The sequence below is a fragment of the Aliiroseovarius sp. M344 genome, from assembly GCF_025140835.1.
Lineage (GTDB): Bacteria > Pseudomonadota > Alphaproteobacteria > Rhodobacterales > Rhodobacteraceae > Aliiroseovarius.
In genome coordinates this window covers 1,522,987-1,543,981 of the sequence record NZ_CP081153.1, presented here as the reverse complement: position 1 = coordinate 1,543,981, position 20,995 = coordinate 1,522,987, and the positions used below count along the sequence as shown (strand labels likewise).

Annotated in this window: 21 protein-coding genes, 1 tRNA gene and 1 pseudogene; 9 read left to right on the top strand and 14 right to left on the bottom strand. The window is 57.5% G+C overall.

Features of this window, described 5'->3' with window-relative positions; all coding sequences use genetic code 11:
- Positions 1-516 precede the first annotated feature (516 nt).
- Positions 517-1,707 (bottom strand): annotated as a pseudogene (gene cysS, locus K3556_RS07530) (cysteine--tRNA ligase); the annotation flags it as partial.
- 204 nt (positions 1,708-1,911) lie between these two features.
- On the opposite strand from cysS, the gene K3556_RS07525 reads away from it, so the two are divergent.
- Positions 1,912-2,265: an MmcQ/YjbR family DNA-binding protein gene (locus K3556_RS07525; protein WP_260519097.1), complete on the top strand. Its 354-nt coding sequence runs from the start codon at positions 1,912-1,914 to the stop codon at positions 2,263-2,265.
- On the opposite strand, the gene K3556_RS07520 is transcribed toward K3556_RS07525, so the two are convergent.
- From K3556_RS07520 to purC, 7 genes are all read right to left on the bottom strand, one after another.
- On the bottom strand, positions 2,262-3,260 hold the full coding sequence (locus K3556_RS07520) for a tellurium resistance protein (RefSeq protein ID WP_260519096.1): 999 nt from the start codon (positions 3,258-3,260) through the stop codon (positions 2,262-2,264). The genes K3556_RS07525 and K3556_RS07520 overlap by 4 nt on opposite strands.
- 124 nt (positions 3,261-3,384) lie before the next feature.
- On the bottom strand, positions 3,385-4,164 hold the full coding sequence (locus K3556_RS07515; protein WP_260519095.1) for an HpcH/HpaI aldolase family protein: 780 nt from the start codon (positions 4,162-4,164) through the stop codon (positions 3,385-3,387).
- Between the two features lie 108 nt (positions 4,165-4,272).
- Positions 4,273-5,607 carry a sigma-54-dependent transcriptional regulator gene (locus tag K3556_RS07510; protein ID WP_260519094.1) on the bottom strand — a complete coding sequence of 445 codons (1,335 nt, stop codon included), beginning with the start codon at positions 5,605-5,607 and terminating at the stop codon, positions 4,273-4,275.
- A 35-nt stretch (positions 5,608-5,642) separates the two neighbouring features.
- Positions 5,643-7,412 (bottom strand): ATP-binding protein, encoded by a 1,770-nt coding sequence (locus K3556_RS07505; RefSeq protein WP_260519093.1) that lies wholly within the window; start codon positions 7,410-7,412, stop codon positions 5,643-5,645.
- A gap of 35 nt (positions 7,413-7,447) precedes the next feature.
- Entirely contained in the window at positions 7,448-8,116 is a 669-nt protein-coding gene (gene purQ, locus K3556_RS07500; protein WP_260519092.1) for a phosphoribosylformylglycinamidine synthase subunit PurQ, read from the bottom strand.
- Positions 8,116-8,346 (bottom strand): phosphoribosylformylglycinamidine synthase subunit PurS, encoded by a 231-nt coding sequence (gene purS / locus K3556_RS07495; protein WP_260519091.1) that lies wholly within the window; start codon positions 8,344-8,346, stop codon positions 8,116-8,118. Before purS ends, purQ begins: the two co-directional genes overlap by 1 nt.
- A 12-nt stretch (positions 8,347-8,358) precedes the next feature.
- A complete protein-coding gene (purC, locus tag K3556_RS07490; protein ID WP_260519090.1) occupies positions 8,359-9,123 on the bottom strand; it encodes a phosphoribosylaminoimidazolesuccinocarboxamide synthase in 765 nt (254 codons plus the stop codon).
- Positions 9,124-9,365: 242 nt separating this feature from the next.
- Between purC and K3556_RS07485 the strand changes: the two genes are divergently transcribed.
- From K3556_RS07485 to bmt, 3 genes are all read left to right on the top strand, one after another.
- Positions 9,366-9,677, top strand: coding sequence for a DUF1476 domain-containing protein (locus K3556_RS07485; protein ID WP_260519089.1), 312 nt, complete (start codon positions 9,366-9,368; stop codon positions 9,675-9,677).
- A gap of 180 nt (positions 9,678-9,857) precedes the next feature.
- On the top strand, positions 9,858-11,825 hold the full coding sequence (locus K3556_RS07480; protein ID WP_260519088.1) for a phosphatidylglycerol lysyltransferase domain-containing protein: 1,968 nt from the start codon (positions 9,858-9,860) through the stop codon (positions 11,823-11,825).
- A gap of 147 nt (positions 11,826-11,972) precedes the next feature.
- Positions 11,973-12,992 carry a betaine--homocysteine S-methyltransferase gene (gene bmt, locus K3556_RS07475; RefSeq protein ID WP_260519087.1) on the top strand — a complete coding sequence of 340 codons (1,020 nt, stop codon included), beginning with the start codon at positions 11,973-11,975 and terminating at the stop codon, positions 12,990-12,992.
- A 69-nt stretch (positions 12,993-13,061) separates the two neighbouring features.
- Here bmt and K3556_RS07470 read toward each other — a convergent pair whose 3' ends face one another.
- The gene (locus tag K3556_RS07470) at positions 13,062-14,147 is read right to left on the bottom strand and encodes a PA0069 family radical SAM protein (RefSeq protein ID WP_260519086.1); all 1,086 of its coding nucleotides are present in this window, start codon (positions 14,145-14,147) and stop codon (positions 13,062-13,064) included.
- 180 nt (positions 14,148-14,327) lie between these two features.
- Between K3556_RS07470 and K3556_RS07465 the strand changes: the two genes are divergently transcribed.
- From K3556_RS07465 to K3556_RS07455, 3 genes are all read left to right on the top strand, one after another.
- Entirely contained in the window at positions 14,328-15,032 is a 705-nt protein-coding gene (locus K3556_RS07465) for a corrinoid protein (RefSeq protein WP_260519085.1), read from the top strand.
- Between the two features lie 81 nt (positions 15,033-15,113).
- Positions 15,114-15,299 (top strand): hypothetical protein, encoded by a 186-nt coding sequence (locus K3556_RS07460; RefSeq protein WP_260519084.1) that lies wholly within the window; start codon positions 15,114-15,116, stop codon positions 15,297-15,299.
- Complete coding sequence (locus K3556_RS07455; protein WP_260519083.1) at positions 15,296-15,934, top strand: DUF1638 domain-containing protein; 639 nt, start codon at positions 15,296-15,298, stop codon at positions 15,932-15,934. Before K3556_RS07460 ends, K3556_RS07455 begins: the two co-directional genes overlap by 4 nt.
- On the opposite strand, the gene K3556_RS07450 is transcribed toward K3556_RS07455, so the two are convergent.
- Positions 15,935-16,345 (bottom strand): SufE family protein, encoded by a 411-nt coding sequence (locus K3556_RS07450; protein WP_260519082.1) that lies wholly within the window; start codon positions 16,343-16,345, stop codon positions 15,935-15,937.
- 139 nt (positions 16,346-16,484) lie between these two features.
- Here K3556_RS07450 and K3556_RS07445 point away from each other — a divergent pair, with 139 nt between their 5' ends.
- On the top strand, positions 16,485-16,964 hold the full coding sequence (locus tag K3556_RS07445; RefSeq protein WP_260519081.1) for a hypothetical protein: 480 nt from the start codon (positions 16,485-16,487) through the stop codon (positions 16,962-16,964).
- Between the two features lie 29 nt (positions 16,965-16,993).
- Here K3556_RS07445 and rnd read toward each other — a convergent pair whose 3' ends face one another.
- The 3 genes from rnd to purM all read right to left on the bottom strand — a co-directional run bounded on the left by rnd (position 16,994) and on the right by purM (position 19,907).
- Positions 16,994-18,154, bottom strand: coding sequence for a ribonuclease D (rnd, locus tag K3556_RS07440; RefSeq protein WP_260519080.1), 1,161 nt, complete (start codon positions 18,152-18,154; stop codon positions 16,994-16,996).
- Between the two features lie 95 nt (positions 18,155-18,249).
- Positions 18,250-18,798 carry a phosphoribosylglycinamide formyltransferase gene (gene purN / locus K3556_RS07435; protein ID WP_260519196.1) on the bottom strand — a complete coding sequence of 183 codons (549 nt, stop codon included), beginning with the start codon at positions 18,796-18,798 and terminating at the stop codon, positions 18,250-18,252.
- Between the two features lie 59 nt (positions 18,799-18,857).
- The gene (gene purM / locus K3556_RS07430; RefSeq protein ID WP_260519079.1) at positions 18,858-19,907 is read right to left on the bottom strand and encodes a phosphoribosylformylglycinamidine cyclo-ligase; all 1,050 of its coding nucleotides are present in this window, start codon (positions 19,905-19,907) and stop codon (positions 18,858-18,860) included.
- 123 nt (positions 19,908-20,030) lie between these two features.
- On the opposite strand from purM, the gene K3556_RS07425 reads away from it, so the two are divergent.
- Positions 20,031-20,106 (top strand) — tRNA-Ile (locus K3556_RS07425).
- Between the two features lie 218 nt (positions 20,107-20,324).
- Here the strand turns inward: K3556_RS07425 and K3556_RS07420 are convergent.
- Complete coding sequence (locus tag K3556_RS07420) at positions 20,325-20,984, bottom strand: ABC transporter ATP-binding protein (protein WP_260519078.1); 660 nt, start codon at positions 20,982-20,984, stop codon at positions 20,325-20,327.
- Positions 20,985-20,995 lie beyond the last annotated feature (11 nt).

Genomic DNA, 20,995 nt, shown 5'->3' with positions numbered 1-20,995 from the left:
GTCAACCAGCACTACACCACAGCTTTCCAATTCCGACCTAATTCGGTCCGCATCTTCCCAGCGTTGTAGTTTCTTCGCTTCGGTGCGCTCCGATAGTTTCTCAACTACTTTCGCGTTCTTAATTGCGTTAAGATTTTCAACAGTAAGCGCAGAAAAAGGAACCTCGCCACTCATAGTTCCCATTTCTTCGGGGTAATCAGCTTTGAGCCGCCGATAATACTCCGCAGCGCGCTTAAATCCTTCTCCTATCTTACTAAGATTTCCGAACGCATTCGGTCGAATTGAAATCGGAGCAATTTTTGGCACCCTCGTCTTACCCAAATTTGTTACTAGCGAGAGTTTAGGAATTTTTACATCAAAATTGAATTTCGGAACGTTGACTTTGGGGACATCAAAGAGAGGAGTGTTAATCCGAGTTAGCCATTGCGAAATTGGCTTCATAACTTCAACCATCCATTCCCTCGAAGGATGCCATTCTGGAACGTTTTCAAAGTCACCAATTGGTCGACGCTTCCAAGCCCACGCTCCTTGTTCATCCAGTAGCAATCCCATTAAATTTGCGGATGCTTTCAGGGAACCCGCATCTTTGCGCTCAGCTAAATTCTTCAATTCCTCGATTGCTGCTGAAGTATTAAGGTCATCAAACAATGCTACTTCAACCTTACGGGACACATTTGTCGGCAAAACAAACTCCGTCATGCGACGCCATTTAAGTAATAGCTCTTCCGCCTCCGCCCGCTTCTTCTCGGTCCAATCCATCGGCTTGCGGTAGTGCGTGCCAAGAAACACGAACCGGATCACCTCGCCCGGAACGCCTTGCTCCAACAAATCATGCACGGTGAAGAAATTGCCCAAGGACTTGGACATCTTCTTGCCCTCGACCTGCAACATCTCGTTGTGCATCCAGTAGTTCGCGAACCCTGCATCCGGATGGGCGCATTTCGACTGGGCGATCTCGTTTTCATGGTGCGGGAACTGCAGGTCATTGCCGCCGCCATGGATATCAAACGACGCCCCCAGCAGATCAAAGCTCATCGCGGAACACTCGATATGCCAGCCCGGACGTCCACGTCCCCATGGGCTGTCCCAGCCGGGCAGATCATCGGTGGAGGGTTTCCATAGTACGAAATCCATCGGGTTGCGCTTATAAGGCGCGACCTCGACCCGCGCGCCGGCGATCATGTCATCGACAGACCGGCCTGACAGCGCGCCATAGTTTTTATAGCTTTCGACCGCGAACAGCACATGGCCCTCGGCCTCATAGGCGTGGCCTTTGGCGATCAGATCCTCGATCATCGCAACCATCGGCCCTATGAACTCGGTCGCGCGGGGCATCTGGTCAGGCTCAAGCGCACCAAGCGCGCCCATATCGTGCAGATACCAGCCGATGGTCTCGTCCGAACGCTCGTGCACCAGCTCTTCCAACGTGCCCTCGGCCCCTGCCTCTTTGCGCTGCAGGGCGGTCGCGTTGATCTTGTCATCCACGTCGGTGAAGTTGCGCACATAGGTCACGTGATCCGCGTCATAAACATGGCGCAGCAGGCGATAGAGCACATCAAACACCACCACGGGTCGGGCGTTGCCCAGATGCGCGCGGTCATAGACCGTCGGCCCGCAGACATACATGCGGACGTTTTTCTGGTCGATCGGCTTAAATGGCCGTTTCTTCCGTTGCATTGTATCGTGAAGCTGGATTTTAACTTCCATTCTGTCCTCGCAAGTCTGCGCACACGTAGTCCCACAGAATTATCCCGTGCGGGCTTACCAAGTTCCTGACATGTATGGAATAGAAGAACGGCCCGCCTGACGATGTCAGTGGGTAATGCAGCAGATAATGATGATGCTCATCCGTTTCATGGGCGCCAAGCTAGCACCCTTCCCCGTGCCTGCCAAGCGGGTTATCGTGCCCTCATGACACGAGAAAGAGTGAACAAGCTTTGTGGCGCCCTTCCGGGTGCAGAGTGGTCTGAACCCTTTGGACCCGGTCACGACGTGTGGAAAGTCGGCGACAAAATCTTCGCCGCGATCGGCGCCAAGACGCCCGGCGTGTCGGTGAAAACACCGGATATCGAGACCGCTTCCATGTTGATCGAGGCCGGCGTGGGGGTCAAAGCGCCCTATTTCCATCGCTCGTGGGTCAACCTGCCGTTTGACGCGGATCAGGACGAATTGACCCATCGCATTCACAGGTCCTATGCGCTGGTGCGGGCAAGCCTGACCAAGAAGGCGCAGGCCACGCTGGCACCCTTCGATCCGGACGCCTAGGCAATCGCGGCGTTGGTTTTCACCGCCAGCTCGCCCTTGGTCCACATTTGCACGATCTTGTAGGCAATCGGCAGAATGATCAGTGTCGCGGCCACAAGACTAAGCCCGGCGACAATCCGCAAGACATCGCTTCCCGTGACCACGGCCGCCATTTGCATCAGCGTTGAAAAGGCCGCGAGTGGAAAAGTGAAAGCCCCCCAAAGCGGGCTGAACCCGGCTTTGATCAGCCACCGAATACGCCCGATCAGGATGCCCAGAATAACGATGGACATAACGCTGAAGACCATGGCCATTTGCGTCTCGCCCAACAAATAGGCGCCGGTGCCCAACACGCTTGCCGGGGCCAAATGAATGGCCAAGAGCGGGCGCAACGGGGCGGGAATGCGCGTGCGCAGGAATTGCGCCGCACTCGCACCCCAGACGACAGCCGCAGCAAAAAACCCACCCCAGAAGGTTGCGCTCGCAAACCCATTCCATCCAAGAGGCACAGCGGTCAGGGGGATCAGAACGAAACCGGCAAATAGCAAATGCCAGACAGGCGTCACAATGCGCGCTTCGATAGGGCCGGTGAACAGAAGGTAAATGACACGCATGGCCAGCATCACATGCACAACGAATGCCAGCAAAAGGACGGCGCCGGCCAGCACCAGCGAAAACGGTTCGATCGTAGCGGCCAGCAAATAGCCCGACAGCACCATCGCGGCAAGTCCTGCACGCCCTGGCAGGACGCGCAAGTCTTCGGTAACAACGCCGTTGCGTTGAATAAACTTCATCACGTAAGCAGCTATACTAAATAGATAAAGCAGCGTTACGGCGCCCAGAATAAGCTCTCCGATGGCCGACGGGGCAAACAAGGTATCAGCGGCTCGTCGCCACGCCAAACCCAACCCGAACACCCCCAAAATGGTTGTAAACACAGCCGGTGGCATCCGCTGGAACATCCGCGTTTTGGGCGGGATGGGCGGCGGCGGTGGAAAATACGGGGCTTTGGCCATGGGGCAATCCTTGAACGACTCAGCGCCCATTTAACCCGAGTGGGTCCGCAAAAAAACCCCCACCACCCGCTTCGATTGCCGCAGGTCGCGACGTTACCGTCGATTGGGTCGCAAAAATGGGCGCCTACCCAGACGTTGCGGCCCGTGCAGCGCGAAGGTTCTCTGCAAGGGCAACCCGCAGCAATGATGCCTCTGACCCAACCCCAAGGAAGGTCACACCCAGCTTCGCGTAATAGCCGAAATCGGCATGATCGTAATGCAGGAAGCCGGCGGCTTTGCCTGCCGCACGGATGCGGCCAACCGTGTGTTCGATGGCTGCTTTCACATCCGCGTGGCCAGGGTTGCCACGGTGACCCATGTCAGCCGACAGGTCGGCTGGTCCGATGAACACACAATCGACCCCATCGGTTCCCGCGATATCGTCAATGTTTTCAACAGCAAGACGCGTTTCAGCCTGTGCGATCAGGCAGACCTCGTCATTCGCGTTCGTCAGGTAGCTATCGATTTGTCCAAATCTGGCGGCACGGGCGACCCCTGCCCCCATGCCGCGACGTCCTTCAGGGGCATAGCGCGTCGCGGCCACCAGCTCGGCTGCCTGTTCACCTGTATTCACCATTGGCACCAGAATGGACTGCGCGCCCAAATCCATCACCTGTTTGATCACCCAGTCTTCGCCAATGGGCACGCGCACAATAGGCGAAATGTCGAACTGCCCAAGCACCCGCAATTGAGTTTGAATTAGCGTCGGATCAAAAGGCGCGTGCTCTCCGTCGATCAGCGCCCAATCATAGCCTGTACCGCCGATAAGCTCTGTCGCTGAAGAACTGGCGAGATTCACCCACAGGCCAATCTGCATCTGGTTTGCCGCCAAAGCACGTTTGAGTTTGTTTTCCGGTGCCTTCATGACGACTCCAATTGCTTAACATGTGAATAACCTGGGGATAAGCAACCCCCGCATGGCAATCAAGCAAAAGGACTGGCCGGCAGAGATTAATCTGCCACGCCGATTTCCTTAATGCAGATAGTCCGACCGTTGCAGGCCGTATTTCGCCATCTTCTCGTTCAGCGTTCGGCGCGGCAAACAGAGTTCGTCCATCACCCCGACGATCGAGCCTTTGTGGCGGCGCATGGTGTTGTCGATCAGCATCCGCTCAAACGCTTCAACGTATTCTTTCAGGGGCTTGCCTTCGGTCGTCATGACCGGTTGCACCTCGTCATGGTCTGACATCAGAAGCGACGAGATTGTTCCGGTGCCACGGCGTGACTGCAGCACGGCGCGTTCGGCGATGTTGATCAGCTGACGGATGTTCCCCGGCCAAGGCGCTTGAAGAAGCTGGGCGGCTTCCTGTGCGCTGACCGTGGGGGCCGCACAGCCATACTCATCCGCAAACTGGTCGGCAAAGCCTGTGAACAGCATCAGGATATCTTCGCCACGCTGGCGCAGCGGCGGCAGCGTTATTTTCATCGCCGCAAGGCGATAGAACAAATCGGGGCGCAGGCAGTCTTCACAGGTCTTGCCCTGCTCTTGCAGGTTACAGATCGCCACGACGCGGGTCTCTGCCGGACTGCCCTGATCATTCATCCATGTCAGAAGACGGGCCTGAAGACCCATAGGCAACGCTTCAATGTCTTCCAGAACCAAGGTGCCGCCGCGAGCCTCTTCGACCAATGGCTGCGCGCCACCGTCTTCCATCGGGCCAAACAGGCGACGGGTCAGGTCAGTTTCGTCCTGCCCCGCGCAGGTGGCGACAACGAATTTCTTGCCCGCCTTCGCCCCGACCGCGTGCATGGCGTGGGCAACAAGTGTTTTACCGGTGCCGGTTTCACCTTCGATCAGCACATGCCCGTCAGACTGGCCGATATCCAGAATATCTTCACGCAGGCGCGACATCACCGGAGAGGCCCCGATCAGCTTTTTCATAATCGTCGTGCCGTCCGACAGCTCGCGGCGCAACGCACGTGCATCCATCGCAAGGCGCCGTTTATGGGTCGCCTTTTTGGCCAGATTGGTCAGTTGGTCCGGATTGAACGGCTTTTCAAGAAAATCATAGGCCCCGACCCGCATGGCTTCGACAGCCATGGGCACGTCACCGTGGCCTGTGATCATGATCACCGGAAGCGAGCTATCAAGGCTCATCAGCTTTTTCAGGAACCCCATGCCGTCAATGCCCGGCATCTTGATGTCGGATATAATGACCCCGGGATAATCCTGTCCGATCACCTTCAACGCGTCTTCGGCGGACGGGTATGTCTCCGTCTCAAACCCAGACAGCGACAACCATTGCGAGATGGATTGCCTCATATCCTGTTCGTCGTCGACGATCGCGATCTTCATTGCCTGCGCCATGGCAGCCTCCTGAGTCATTTTCAGCGTTGTTGCCGTTATTCGGCGGCTTCAACGTTCAATTCTTTTTCATCCAGAACCGGCAGTTCGACCTCGAACACGGCCCCGCCATCCTGACCGTTTCGGGCCGTCAGGCGACCACCAAGATCGGTGACAATACCGGAAGAAATTGCCAACCCGAGTCCCACGCCGTCCCCCGGCGCTTTGGTGGTGTAAAAGGGCTCGAACAAGTTATCCAGATCTTCAACCCCGTTTCCATTGTCGCGCACGGTGATCAGCACATAGTCACCGCGACTAACGATGATATCAACCTGCGGCAAATCAACGGTTTTTGTCGCATCCAGCGCGTTTCGCAGCAGATTGATCAACACTTGCTCCAGACGCAAGCGATCACCCATCACCATAACAGGTTCGCGCGGAATATTGCGCGTTATTCGTACTTCGCGGCTTTTCAGCTGAGGTTCCATCATTGACAGTGCCACCGAGACACTTTGGCGCACGTCCATCGGCTCAAACGCGTCGCCCCCCTTGCGGGCATAGCTTTTCAGCTGCCGCGTGATGGCACCCATCCGTTCGATCAGATCGTCAATGCGTTGAAAGCTCGACATGGCCTCGTCCGGGCGTTTGCGTTGCAACAAAAGCTTCGCACCCGCCAAATAGGTCTTCATTGCTGCCAAAGGTTGATTCAACTCATGACTGACAGCGGCCGACATTTCGCCCAAAGCGGCCAGTTTAGAGCTTTGTGCCAGGGTTTGTTCGGCCACTTGCAGGTTTTCTTCGGCACGTTTGCGTTCGGCAATTTCGCGCTGGAGAGCCACATTCAACTGCCGCAGATCCGCTGATTCCTGCGCAAACAAAACTGATCGCCATTGGGCGCGACGGCTGATCATGTAAAACAGAAACGACAACAGCATCGCAAACGCCATGATTTCCAGCGCGAGCACCGCATTCACCTTTTCACGTACCGACGCGTAGGACGTGAAAGACGCGATGCGCCAGCCCTGAAACGGAACGCGGCTTTCGTGGCGCATCACCGATTCACCCAAAAACAAGACCTCTGACGGCAAACCCGACCAATCCGCGGCATCGCGCACACTGCGCCGAATGGCGTCGGTGGCAGACACAGTGGCCAGCGCCTCGCCCTCGGGCTTGCCGCGCCATCTGGGTTCGGTCGCAAGGATCACGTTGCCTTCGCTGTTGGTGACAAGCACCGCGTCAGAAATGCCAGACCAGCTGGCTTCGAACTTGCGAAGGTCGACATTAACGACGATCACGCCGATCACACCGTCACTGTCCTCGATCTTGCGAGAATAGGAGAATTCATAGGAACCGACTTCGGTCTGAACGGTGGTAAAAACGGTCTCGGAACTGCGCAGGGCATCTACGAAATAGGGGTTCGTGCGATGTTGCGACCCAAGTATCTCGCGGGTGGTCGCAGCGACCGCGCGCCCGTCCCCATCCAGCAGCATAAGCGAAGCCGCTTCGATCTCGTCGCGATAGGAAATCAGGCGTTGGGTACTTTGGGAATAGTCCGCTGAATTCAATGCGTTGATCAGCGCCGGATCGCGCGACAGCAAAAGTGGCACGACGGAATTTCGCTGTAGTTCGCTCAGAAGGTTTCCAGAATACAGTGTCACGCGAAGTTCGGCGCGATTTCGGGTGGTTTCGGTATAACGCTCGGTCAGCCAGCGGTTCGAGAAGAAAACAACGGAAACGGCAAGCGAAATCAGCGCCACAAGGACGAGGCGCGCCCGCAGGCTAACGCCCGGGCGCGGCGGCTTGATGGGTCGTTTCGTGAGATCGGCCATCTGCTAAAGATAGGCCCGAAGGGCCTGCTTCGCAATCACGCCGCGACGACGCTGTCCACCAACGAGCGAAACATTGCCACGCCATCCGTACCGCCATGGTGCTCATCAACGCACCGTTCGGGGTGCGGCATCATGCCAAGCACACGGCGGTTCTTGGAAATCACCCCTGCTATATCGCCAGTCGAGCCATTTGGATTGTCCAGATAAGTAAATGCCACACGCCCTTCGGCCTTGAGCTGTGCGAGCTTCTCGTCTGTGGCGATATAGTTGCCGTCATGATGCGCAACCGGCACAATGATATGTTGCCCCAGCTCATAACCTGACAAGAAAGCATTGTCGGTATTTTCTACTTTTAAACCAACAGGTTTACATACGAACTTAAGGTTCGTATTGCGCATCAGAGCGCCGGGCAGAATGCCCGTTTCGGTCAGCACCTGAAACCCGTTGCAGATACCGATGGCATAGCCGCCGCGTTCCGTGTGTCGGATCAGGGATTTGGTAATTGGCGATTGGGCAGCAATCGCCCCACAGCGCAAATAGTCACCAAAGGAAAACCCACCGGGCACACCCACGATGTCCAGATCGGACGGAAGCTCGGTCTCTTTGTGCCAGATCATCTGGACCTGCGCACCCGCCCGCTCGAATGCGACCGCCAAATCTCGGTCGCAGTTCGAGCCCGGAAAAACGATAACGCCCGCCTTCATCACAGAACCTCGATCACGTAGTTTTCAATCACTGTGTTCGCCAGCAGTTTTTCGCACATCTTCTTGACGTCGTCTTCGGACGTCCCGTCGGCCAGTTCCAGTTCAATCACCTTGCCTTGCCGAACCTTGTCGACACCGGCAAAACCCAGATTGCCAAGCGCGTGGCGCACAGCCTCGCCCTGCGGGTCCAGAACGCCGGTTTTCAGCATCACATCAACACGTACTTTCATCGGGGCAATTCCTCAGTTGATCAGGGTCGGTTTGGTCGGAGTGTGGGTTACGTTGGTCGGCAAAACGCCCAACCGGCGCGCCACTTCTGTATAGGCGTCGGCCAGATTTCCAAGATCGCGGCGGAACACGTCTTTGTCGAGTTTCTGGCCAGTTTCCATGTCCCACAAACGGCAGCTGTCAGGGCTGATCTCATCAGCCACGATCAACCGGGGAAACTCACCTTCGTAAACGCGGCCCATTTCGATTTTGAAGTCGATCAGCTTGATCCCAACGCCATACATGACGCCGGACAGGTAGTCATTGACCCGCAGCGCCATCGAAACGATCTCGTCCATTTCCTGCTGGCTGGCCCAGCCAAAAGCGGCGATGTATTCTTCGGGCACCAACGGGTCGCCAAGGCTGTCATCTTTATACGAAAATTCGACAATCGGGCGCGGCAATGGTGTGCCTTCTTCCATGCCCAACCGCTTGGCCATCGAGCCTGCGGCCACATTGCGCACGATCACTTCCAGCGGCACAATCTCGACAGCACGGATCAGCTGTTCGCGCATATTCAGACGTTTGATGAAATGATTGGGGATACCAAGCTGGGTCAGACCCTTCATGAAAAACTCTGACAGGCGATTGTTCAGAACACCCTTGCCATCAATCACATCACGTTTTTCGGCGTTAAATGCAGTCGCGTCATCTTTGAAATATTGAACGATCGTACCCGGCTCGGTCCCTTCGTAAAGGATCTTTGCTTTGCCTTCATAGAGTTTCTTGCGCCGTGCCATGAGACCTCCATCGGTCGATGCGGGTCGAAGCCGTTGGGCGGACCCCCTGTCCGCGCGACTCCCGCCGATGCCCGCCCTATACGTGAAAGCCTGACGCTGGGCAAGAATATCGCCAATCTGTTACGATTTCCCGGATTTGAGAGCGCTAGCGGGGTTGCGATAGCCGCCCGCCATTGGCATATCTGTATCGAACAGCGCCATTCGGTCCGCCGATGGCTCCAGACCATGAACAAGGGAACGCCATGACCACCTTTGATGATCGCGAAAGCGCTTTTGAGGCCAAATTTGCCCATGATGAAGAGATGATCTTCAAGGCAGAAGCCCGTGCCAACAAGAAACTGGGCCTTTGGGCGGCCGAGAAAATGGGCAAAACCGGCGATGACGCCACTGCTTATGCCCGTGAAGTGATTAAATCAGATTTCGAAGAGGCCGGGCACGAGGACGTGGTGCGCAAGGTCACGGGTGATTTGAACACCGTCAGCGCTGACGAAGTTCGCGCAAAACGCGCCGAGTTGTTGGCCATTGCCAAGGCCGAATTGGTCAAAGAAGCCTGAACCCCGACGCCGCTTTCTAGTCGCAAACGCATTTTGGGCGCACCTTTCGAGGTCGCGCCCTTTTTGCCGCCTTGACCAGCCTGCGCGAAGCGCTCCTCCACAAAGTCATTAAAAGTCGAGCTGTTAACGCGGTCTTCTTTCCTTTGCTTGATGTTGAAGGCGGGAAATGGGGGCGCAATTATGCAAAAGATATTCGACGCAGCGAACAACCAAATCGAACCTGCGCCGCGATTGAGTCGCGACATATCACAGATGCGCACCTGGACGGCGGCCAGCGGTCTGGATCTGCGCAAAGCCGCGCTGCGCCAATTACTGCCACTCGCCCTTGTTTTTGGGCTGATTGCGGTGATGTGGGACAAGATTGCGCAACTTGATGTCGCCTACATTCAGGCGTCTCTGAAAACCGTAGCGCCATGGCAATGGCTGGCTGCGACTGCGTTCACCGCTATCTCGTTCTGGGCCTTAGGCCGTTATGATGGGTTGGTGCACCGTTTGCTGGGCACATCGGTCACGGACTCACAAGCCGAACGCGCGGGGATCGCGGCGATTGCCATTTCCCAGACGGTTGGGATGGGTGTCATCTCGTCGGCCTTCGTTCGTTGGCGCATGCTGCCGGATGTCAGCTTGGCGCAGGCTGCGCGGATCTCTGCGATCGTTTCGGCGTCTTTCCTGTCGGCATGGGCGGTTGTTACCTCGCTCGTCGTGATTGTTGCCCCTGTGGCGCAACCTTTGGCCAGCTGGACCACGAAGGTTGCGTGGATTGTTGTGATCGCGGCGGGAGCGCTGGCAATGGCGTCGGTCTGGCGCCCGAAGTTTTTGTCACGAATCTACCTGCCACCTTTGCGCGCCGCCTTTGCGTTTTTCGTGCTGGCTTTGCTGGACATGGCGGCCGCAGGCACGGCGCTTTGGGTGCTGTTGCCTGCAGGCAGCGACGTCTCGGTGCTGGCGTTGGTAACGGCCTATATGCTCGCCCTCGGGGTGGGTCTAATTTCAAACACTCCCGGCGGCATGGGTGGGTTCGAAGTCACTCTATTGGCAGCTTTACCCCAGATTGAGAATGAACCCCTTCTTGCCGCCATTCTGGCGTTTCGCGCCATTTATTACGCGCTACCGGCCACTTTGGCCGCGATCCTGACAATCCGCGGCCCGCAATCTCCGAAAAATGTGGGCCAGCCGCACCCCACCCTGCGACTGGCCAAAACGCGCGCACCGCAAGTTCCCATCCGTTTGGCGCAAGCCCTACGGACGGCCCCGCGCGCTGAAAGTGGTTTGCTTCGTCATGGTCGGGTGTCGCTGATCCAGGACGAGGACGGCACCCCTGTTGCGATGGGGGCGGCCTGCGGACAAAGCCTGATCATGCTGTCGGACCCCCTTGATCCCGCGATCCCGCTGACCTCTGAATTGGAGCGGATCAAAGCCTTGGCGCGTCGTCGTTTTCGTGCGCCGTTCCTGTATAAGATAGGCGCACGGACCGCCTGCGCCGCGCGCCGTCTGGGGTGGCGCGTGTTGCCCATCGCACGCGAGGCATGGCTGAACCCACAGAGTTTCACGCTGGATGGGTCCGACAAGCGCCAGCTTCGGCGCAAGCTTCGACAGGCCGACAGTGTTGGCGTTGTCATTCAGGAGGAAGGCGCGGACATGCCGCTGGCCGAAATGGACCGGCTGGCTGCGATGTGGTCCAAGGCGCATGGCGGCGAACGCGGCTTTTCCATGGGGGTGTGGGCGCCGGCGACCCTGCCGTTTTCGCAAGTTTTTGTGGCCTATTACCATGGGCGGTTGGTCGGTTTTCTAACATTGCACGCCAATCAGAATGAGCATGCGGTTGACCTGATGCGCGTGGATAAACGCGCGCCCGGTGGCACCATGTACGCCTTGGTCACAATGGCCATTGCCGCCGCAAAGGCACAAGGTATTTGCAGGTTTTCGCTGGCGGCGGTGCCGCTTGGCGAACAGCGCCATGAGCCTTGGGCGTTTCGCAAAGCCCGGCTGGCAATTGATGAGGACTGCGGTGCACATGGCTTGCGGCAATTCAAATCCGCCTTCGCGCCCAATTGGGAAACGCTGTATGCAGCAGCACCCGGATCTGCGTCTCTGACGATTGGTGCGTTGGATACAGTCCGGGAAATTCACCAGAGCACCACGATCTGACAGCCCTCATCAATCAGGTCCGACCCCAAAAGCATGCTTCGAAAATGTTCAGGCCAGCACCCCGATTTCTGCGCATTGGGTTTGCGCCCGCGCGCGATCCGTGGCAGGTAGCAGCAAAACTCCTATCTCTTATTGTGGGGACACCAGATGACCGACGCGCTGACCCAACTCATGACCGAACGCGATTGGCTGATGGCCGACGGCGCCACCGGAACCACCCTGTTCAACATGGGCCTGACCTCGGGCGATGCCCCTGAATTGTGGAACGTCGACAAACCCGACAATATTCGTGCGCTGTACAAGGGCGCGGTGGATGCAGGATCTGATATCTTCCTGACCAACTCGTTTGGCGGCAATGCATCGCGGCTGAAACTGCATGATGCACAAGGTCGCGTGCGCGAACTGAACCGGGCGGCGGCAGAACTGGGTCGCGAGATCGCCGATGCGTCGGGCCGCAAAGTCGTGGTGGCCGGATCCATCGGCCCAACCGGCGACATCATGGTGCCGCTTGGCAATCTGACCTTCGATAACGCGGTCGAGATGTTCCACGAACAGGCCGAAGGCCTGAAAGAAGGTGGCGCGGACGTGCTGTGGGTCGAAACAATTTCGGCACCCGAGGAATACAAGGCGGCGGCCCAAGCGGCGGCCTTGGCTGACATGCCGTGGTGCGGCACGATGAGCTTTGACACCGCTGGCCGCACGATGATGGGCCTGACCTCGGCCGATCTGGCAAAACTGGTCGAAACTTTGCCAAAGCCGCCACTGGCGTTTGGCGCGAATTGCGGTGTCGGCGCGTCCGATCTTTTGCGCACTGTTCTGGGTTTTGCGGCACAGGGCAGCGAACGACCGGTCATCGCAAAAGGTAACGCCGGCATCCCGAAATATGTGGACGGCCACATCCACTATGACGGAACGCCGAGCCTGATGGCCGAATACGCCGTATTGGCCCGTGATTGTGGCGCGACGATCATCGGGGGCTGCTGTGGCACTACGCCTGAACATCTGCGCGCCATGCGCGAGGCGCTGGAAACCCGACCGCGTGGCGACAGCCGCCCCACGCTGGATCAAATTGCCAGCGCGCTTGGCGGGTTCTCGTCCGCCTCGGACGGTACGGGTGACGATGCCGGGCAAAAACCCGAACGACGGGCGCGCAAGCGGCGCAGTTGATCCGTCATAAGAAGGGATCTTGAAACGAGGGCTGGCTTGGCCCTCGTTTTTTTTGGAGGCCGACCAAGGTCAGAACAGTGACAGCTGGTCGCCCGGTTTGGGCGGCACGGCAAAGAGGTCACGGTGAAGCTCTGGCAACTCACGTGCCAGATCAAGGCGCCTGCGGGCAATGTCGAATCGGTGGCGCAAAAGGGTGGCAAATTCACCCTGCCCGACCATCCGTTCCCCAAACTGCGCGTCGTAATCCTCACCCCGCCGCATCTCGCGCATCCGACCCATCACACGGGCGGCCCGGTCAGGCACATGTTCGTTAAGCCAGTCCTGAAACAACTCCGCCACCTCACCCGGCAGCCTGAGCAAAATGTAGCTTGCCGCCATCGCCCCCGCACCCTTCGCAGCGCTCAGGATCGCCTCAAGCTCGTGATCGGTCAGTCCTGGTACCACCGGCGCCACCATGACACGCACCGGAATCCCCTCTGCGGCCAATCGTTCTATGATTTGCAGTTGCCGCTTGGGGCTTGGCACACGTGGCTCCATTCGGCGCGACATCGTGGCATCCAGCGTGGTGATCGTAATCCCAACCCTGACCAACCCTGCCTGTGCCATTTCACCCAACAGATCGATGTCGCGCTCGATCAACGTGCCCTTGGTGACGATGGTGACGGGATGGCGAAACCGCGACAGCACCTCCAGCACACCACGCATTACGCGATACCGCACTTCGATGGGCTGATAAGGATCGGTGTTGGTTCCGATCGCAATCGGGGCCACCTCATAGCCGGGGTGGGACAATTCCTGCGCCAACCGCTTTGGCGCATTGGGACGGGCAATCAGGCGGGTTTCAAAATCCAACCCGGCAGAATATCCCAGAAAGGCATGGGTCGGCCGGGCAAAACAATAGATGCAGCCATGCTCGCAGCCGCGATAAGGATTGATAGACCGGTCGAAGGCGATATCGGGCGATGTGTTACGTGTGATCACGCTGCGAGGGTTTTCAATGGCAACTTGAGTGCGAACGGCGCGTGGGTCGTCCTGATGCCATCCGTCATCAATCTCGATCCTCTCATACGGCTCAAACCGGCCCACCGAATTGGTGACGGCCCCGCGCCCGCGCCGAACTTCGGCCCTGATTTTCTTGTCCAGATCGGAAACCATATCCCAGCATAGGAACAAACCAAGAACTTATGAAGCAAATTCACCATTCCACTGCGAATTATTCATTTGCCATTTGGTCGGTCACAGCGCAATCAGTGTCGTAATCGGTCCAGACCAAACGTGCGAAATCGTCGCATGTGGAGTTTGAACGTAGTAACTTCGAGCTAGGGAACGGCAGACATGTCCGATCAAGAAGACGATATCATCCTGAGCGAACTGGCAGATGACGAACTTGTCCTGCAGATGCATGACGATCTGTACGATGGCCTCGCTGAAGAAATCAAAGAAGGCGTAAACATCCTGCTGGAACGCGGATGGGAGCCTTACAAAGTTCTGACAGAAGGGCTGGTTGCAGGCATGACCATCGTTGGTCACGACTTCCGCGATGGCATCCTTTTTGTGCCGGAAGTTCTGTTGGCTGCGAATGCCATGAAGGCTGGCATGGCCATTCTCAAGCCGCTGCTGATCGCGACCGGTGCACCGCGTATGGGTAAGATGGTGATCGGCACCGTGAAGGGCGACATCCACGATATCGGCAAAAACCTCGTGTCGATGATGATGGAGGGCGCAGGCTTCGAAGTGGTCGATCTGGGCATCAACAATTCCGTAGAGAAATACCTTGAAGCTCTGGAAACCGAGCAACCAGATATTCTGGGCATGTCCGCTTTGCTGACGACCACGATGCCCTATATGAAAGTTGTGATCGACACGCTGGTCGAAAAGGGCATCCGCGACGATTATACTATTCTGGTCGGTGGCGCGCCGCTGAACGAAGAGTTCGGCAAAGCGATTGGCGCAGACAGCTATTGCCGTGACGCGGCCGTGGCGGTTGAGACGGCAAAAGATTATATGGCCCGCAAACACAACCAGCTTGCGGCAGGCTGATCGGTCTGACACCGAAGTTTCAAGGCCCTGCCCCCGTGGCGGGGCCTTTTCTTTTGATCACCGCGCCCCCAGATTGAAGCCATGAGCAAAACACGTTTCTTCTTTCTGATCACGTTGGTGATTGTGTGCGGCGGGCTGACCGTGCTTGTCGCCGGGCTAGCGGTCAACTCGGGTAAACTCGATGGTCAGGTGGCTATGGCGCTGCTTCCATTGGTGATGTTGGCCTCGATCGCGATCCGAGCCTTGAGCGGGAGGAACGAACAATGAAGCCGACAGATGCCGAACTGACGCAAAAGGGGCTGGCACCGACCGCTAAGTCCGCCAAGGTGCTGATCCTGGCTTGCGGTGCATTGGCAAACGAGATCCTTGAGTTGATCCGGCTAAACGGTTGGGACCATATGAGCCTGACCTGCTTGCCCGCCATCCTGCACAATCACCCGGAACGCATCCCTGATGCCGCGCGGGCGGCGATTGAAAAGAACCAAGGTGACTTCGGCCGCATATTCCTGGCCTACGCCGATTGTGGCACGGGTGGTCACCTGACCGCCTTGTGCGAAGAGATGGGCATCGAAATGATCCAGGGGCCGCATTGCTACAGCTTCTTTGAAGGCAATGCCGCGTTCGCCGCGCGCGCTGAAGATGAAATCGACGTGTTCTATCTGACCGATTTTCTGGCACGGGGGTTTGAAAGCTTTGTGATCAAGCCTTTGGGACTGGATCAACACCCCGAATTGCGGGACATGTATTTCGGGCATTACACACGCCTGATCTATCTGGCGCAGACGGACAATCCTGATCTGGATCGCATGGCCGAGGCCGCGGCCGATCGGATTGGCCTTAAATACGAACGCAAATTCACCGGTTTTGGCGATCTGGCCACAGCCCTGCAACCGCTGGGGTGATCAGGCCGCGTCGGCTGCGTGTTTGCGGATACGTTCGACCATCGCGCGCACCCCGTTGGACCGCTGTGATGACAGATGTTCATTCAGACCAAGGCGGGCCAGCTCGGTTGGGGCGTCAACCTTCGCGACGTCAGACAGCGGCAACCCGTTGTAAAGCGCCGCCAGCACAGCAATCAGGCCTTTGACGATCATCGCATCACTGTCGCCATGAAACCGAAAAGTGGACCCGTCAATTTCCGGGTGCAGCCAGACCTGGCTGGCACATCCCTCGACCTTGGTGGCGGGGACTTTCAGCGCATCCTCCATGGGCGGCAACGACTTTCCCATATCGATGACCGTGGCATAGCGATCTTCCCAATCGTCCAGAAACTCGAAATCTTCGACTATCTCTTCGAAAGCTGCACTGGCCATATTGCCTCATCCTTCTTTTCCATCGTCATTCAGTTAGGGCGAACGACGCCAAAGGTCCAGACCCCGCAAAGGACGCAGTGTTCTCTTTTCAAAACCGCGCACATGGGCTAACCCTTTGGTCAGAAGAAGAGGAGCGACCATGACCCTGCGCCGTTTTGCCCTGCCTACCCTGTTGATCGGTCTTGTTTTGGGGCTGAGCGCCTGCGGTGGCTCAGCGAACCTGAACCCATTCAACTGGTTTCGGTCAGATGGCGTAAAACAAGTCGCCTTGATCCCCGAAGGTGGATTTCTTGAGGATCAGGAATATCGCGGGCTGGTCACGCAGGTGGTCGAATTGCAGGTTCTGCGCAGCACCGGAGGTGCGATCATCCGTGCCAAAGGTTTACCGCCGCGCCTTGGCTATTGGGATGCCGAGCTTGTGCCCGAGAATTTCGAGCGCCCGGTCGATGGTGTCCTGACCTATATGTTCCGCATCAGCGAGCCGCCCTTTCGGACTGACACGGGTCGTCCGCAACAACGCGAAGTGCTGGTCGGGCAGTTTGTATCGAATACCAAACTGCAGGGTGTAAGGTCGATCCGCGTTGTGGGTGAGCGCAACAGCCGGTCATCCAGCCGTTAAGGTTTTAAATCAAGGCGTTGAGGGATGAGTTAAACCTCAAACACCTCAACCCGCTGACCTTTTGCAGCCAATGCAAGCTTGCCTTCACACAGGCGCAGCGCATCGCGTCCGAACACATCCGCACGCCAGCCGCGCAGGGCTTGTACATCACGTTTTCCAGCCGCCAACGCATCCAGGTCGGCAGACGAGGCAATCAGCTTTTGGGCCACCTTCTCTTGTTCGCACCGGGCTTTCAGAAGCACGCGCAGAAGGTCTGCCAAGGCCGGGTTGACCTGCAATTTGTCGCGGGACTTGTCGGCGGCGCGCGGCAAATCCTCTTGCGCCATTTCAAGCCCGGCGGTGACCGCGTGCAGAATTCCCTCAGCGATGTCGCCTTTGCGCGCTTCGCGCAGCAAAAGGCGCGATCGCCCCAGATCTTGCATGTTGCGCGGCTTGGTTGATGCAAGCTCCATCAACGCATCGTCTTTCATCACCCGGTTGCGTGGAATGTTGCGCGATTGCGCATAACCTTCGCGAAACCGTGCAAGTTCCTTTGCGATACCCAGAAACCGGGCGGAATTTGTCCGCGTTTTCAAACGCATCCACGCGTCTTCGGGGTGAATGGTATAGGTCGCAGGATCGGTCAGGATCGCCAGTTCCTCCTCGACCCAAGCGCCGCGGCCGGATTTCTTAAGCTCTGCGGCCAGATACTCATAGATTTGACGCAGATGCGTCACATCGCCAATGGCATAGGTCTTCTGGGCATCGGTCAACGGGCGACGCGACCAGTCGGTAAAGCGGCTGGACTTGTCCATCTGGGCCTTGGCGATCTTGCGCACCAGCGTTTCATAGCCCGCCTGATCGCCAAATCCGCAGACCATCGCGGCCACTTGCGTATCAAACAACGGTTTCGGGAACACGTCCGCTTCGACGAAAAATATCTCAAGATCCTGCCGGGCGGCGTGGAACACTTTGACCACGTTTTCATCGCGAAACAGGTCGTAAAGCGGGTCCAGCGACAGGCCATCAACCAGTGGATCAACCAGCACAGCGTCTTCGTCTGCGTCACCGGGCACGGCCAACTGCACAAGACAGAGTTTGGAATAATAGGTGCGTTCGCGCAGAAACTCGGTATCGACCGTGACGTAAGGATGGGCTGCCGCGCGGGTGCAAAACTCAGCCAGCGCTTCGGTCGTTGTGATCGTGATCATGCAGGGTCTTTCTGCTCGTTACCATGTGCCTACAGGCATTTTGACGGGTTTACGGTGAAACCGCATAAAAGGGAAGCCTCGCGCCGACCCGCGCATCAGGGCAGGATGACCGGCGTGCGATCACCGCTGGCGAAACGTCGAAGAACCGCGGGATACAGCAGGTGTTCCTGAACCAATACGCGCGCGGCCAGTGTAGCCGCCGTATCATCCGGCTTGATCGGCACACGCGCCTGACCAAGGATCGGGCCGCCATCCAGTTCCGCCGTCACCTCATGCACCGAACAACCCCCTTCCGCGTCGCCTGCGTCGATGGCGCGTTGGTGGGTTTGTAGACCCTTGTATTTGGGCAAAAGTGAGGGGTGGATGTTCAGACAGCGTCCCGCCCATGTGCCGATGAAACCTTCGGTCAGAATACGCATGAAGCCGGCCAGACAGATGATGTCGGGATTGGCGGCGTTCAGAGTGTTGTTCAAAGCAGCCTCGAACCCCGCGCGATCACCTTTGAAATCGCGGTGGTCAACAACCGCCGTCGGAATGCCAAGCGCACGCGCTTTTTCAAGACCGCCAGCATCTGGCACATTCGAAAGCACAAGGCAGGGTCGCGCCGGGTGATCGCCGGTCATCGAATTGACCAGTGTCACCATGTTCGAGCCGCCGCCTGAAATCAGGATGGCGACCCGCTGATGCGCCCCGCCCGTGTCGATCACAGAAGCGATCCGAGGTAGCTGACGCCCGCGCCGCTTTTGATTGTGCCCAGTTGGGTGACGCGCTCGCCTGTGTCGGTCAGAAGACGCGTTAATTTGGCGGCTTCTTTGGCGTCCACAACCAGCACCATGCCCTGGCCCGAGTTGAAGGTCTTGAGCAACTCGGCCTGATCCATCCCGCCAGTGGCCGCAAGCCATTTGAACACGGGCGGCAGATCCCATGCGTCCAGATCAACCAGCGCGCCCAAGCCTTCCGGCAGCACACGCGGCAAATTCTCGGTCAGACCACCGCCGGTGATGTGGGCCAGCGCATGAACGCCCCCTGCCCGCACCGCGTCCAGAGCCTGACGCACATAAAGACGTGTTGGGGCCAGAAGCGCTTCGCCAAGGGTGATGTCGGTGTCCCAAGGGCAATCTGCGTCCCAGCCGAGGCCCGAGACCTCGACCAGCTTGCGCACCAGCGAATAGCCGTTCGAATGCACACCGTCCGAGGCCAGACCGAGCAGCACGTCGCCTTCTTTAACGCCCTTTGGCAAGTCTTCCCCACGCTCCATCGCGCCGACCGAGAAACCGGCCAGATCGAAGTCACCATCTTCATACATGCCTGGCATTTCAGCGGTTTCGCCGCCAATCAGCGCACAGCCGGACAGCTCACATCCTTTGGCGATGCCTTCGATGATCCGCGCCGCCTTGTCTGTCTCCAGCCGGCCTGTGGCGAAGTAATCAAGGAAGAACAGAGGCTCCGCGCCCTGACACACAAGGTCGTTCACGCACATCGCCACCAGATCAATGCCGATCGTGTCTACGTTGCCCGTGTCAATCGCGATGCGCAGCTTGGTGCCAACCCCATCGGTGGCAGACACAAGAACCGGATCGGTGAAACCTGCGCCTTTCAGGTCAAACAGCGCACCGAAGCCGCCAAGACCCGCCATCACGCCTGGACGGTTGGTGCGTTTGGCGGCGGGTTTGATCCGTTCGACCAGTGCATTTCCTGCGTCAATATCCACGCCTGCGTCGGCATAGGTGATGCCCTTGGATGCGTCGCTCATCTGGTCCCCCGATTGACCTGCATAAAAGTTGCGCCTGCGATAACTTAAGGGGGGCAAAGAGTCCACGCCTCGCTTGACGTCGCGCAAGAGTTTGATAGCAAGGGCGCCACCGGGAATTACAGTGGGCCTGTAGCTCAACGGTTAGAGCAGAGCGCTCATAACGCTTTGGTTGGGGGTTCAAATCCCTCCGGGCCTACCATTATTTCCGCTGTTTTGCATTTATTCTTCCATAGGTACGATTCAGAGAGCATTTGTCCGCGCGAGCATGGTGTGTATTATGCAGAGGATGCCCGGTTTAAGCCCAATTTGACCAATGCTGCGATCTGAACAGAAGGCTGCTTTGGGCGGACCCAGACTTTCAAGGTCCAAGTCTCGGCTTGAATTCTTGCCAACGGGTAGTCGCATACGGGGTGGTCCCTAAATCTGCCCGTCCTTTATCTCGATCCGGCTCTCACATTGATTGGCAATGCCTTCGTCGTGCGTCGAAATGATGAATGTGGTCTGCTGTCGTTGGTTTATCTCTTTGATCAGTGACATGACCTGTTGTGCGGATTTGCTATCGAGGTTTCCGGTCGGTTCGTCTGCAAGGATCAAATCAGGTTGATTCATCAGGGCGCGCGCGACGGCAACGCGCTGTTTCTGTCCACCCGAAAGTTTCGTCGCGCGGAAATCCTTTCGGTCGCTCAATCCGACGAGGTCCAAAAGCTCGGCACCGCGCTGACGCGCCTGTTGAGTTTCGATGCCATCGCGCACTGCAGACGGAAAGATAACATTCTCGAGTGCGGTGAAATCGGGCAACAAATTGTGGAACTGGAAGACGAATCCAATATGGCGGTTGCGAAATTCAGTGAGCGTAGCGTCGTCGGCTGCGAACAAATCCTGCTCCAACATCCTAAATTCCCCTGACGTCGGACGCAGGAGCGTCCCAAGGATATTCAGCAGTGTGCTTTTGCCAGAACCCGAGACGCCCAGCAGGGCAATCATCCCGCCGTGCGGGACGGAAAGATTCAGCCCCTTTAGGACCCGTGTAGCCGTTTCCCCTGTGCCATATGTTTTGGTCAGGTCGATCAGCTCCAAAAGTGGGTCAG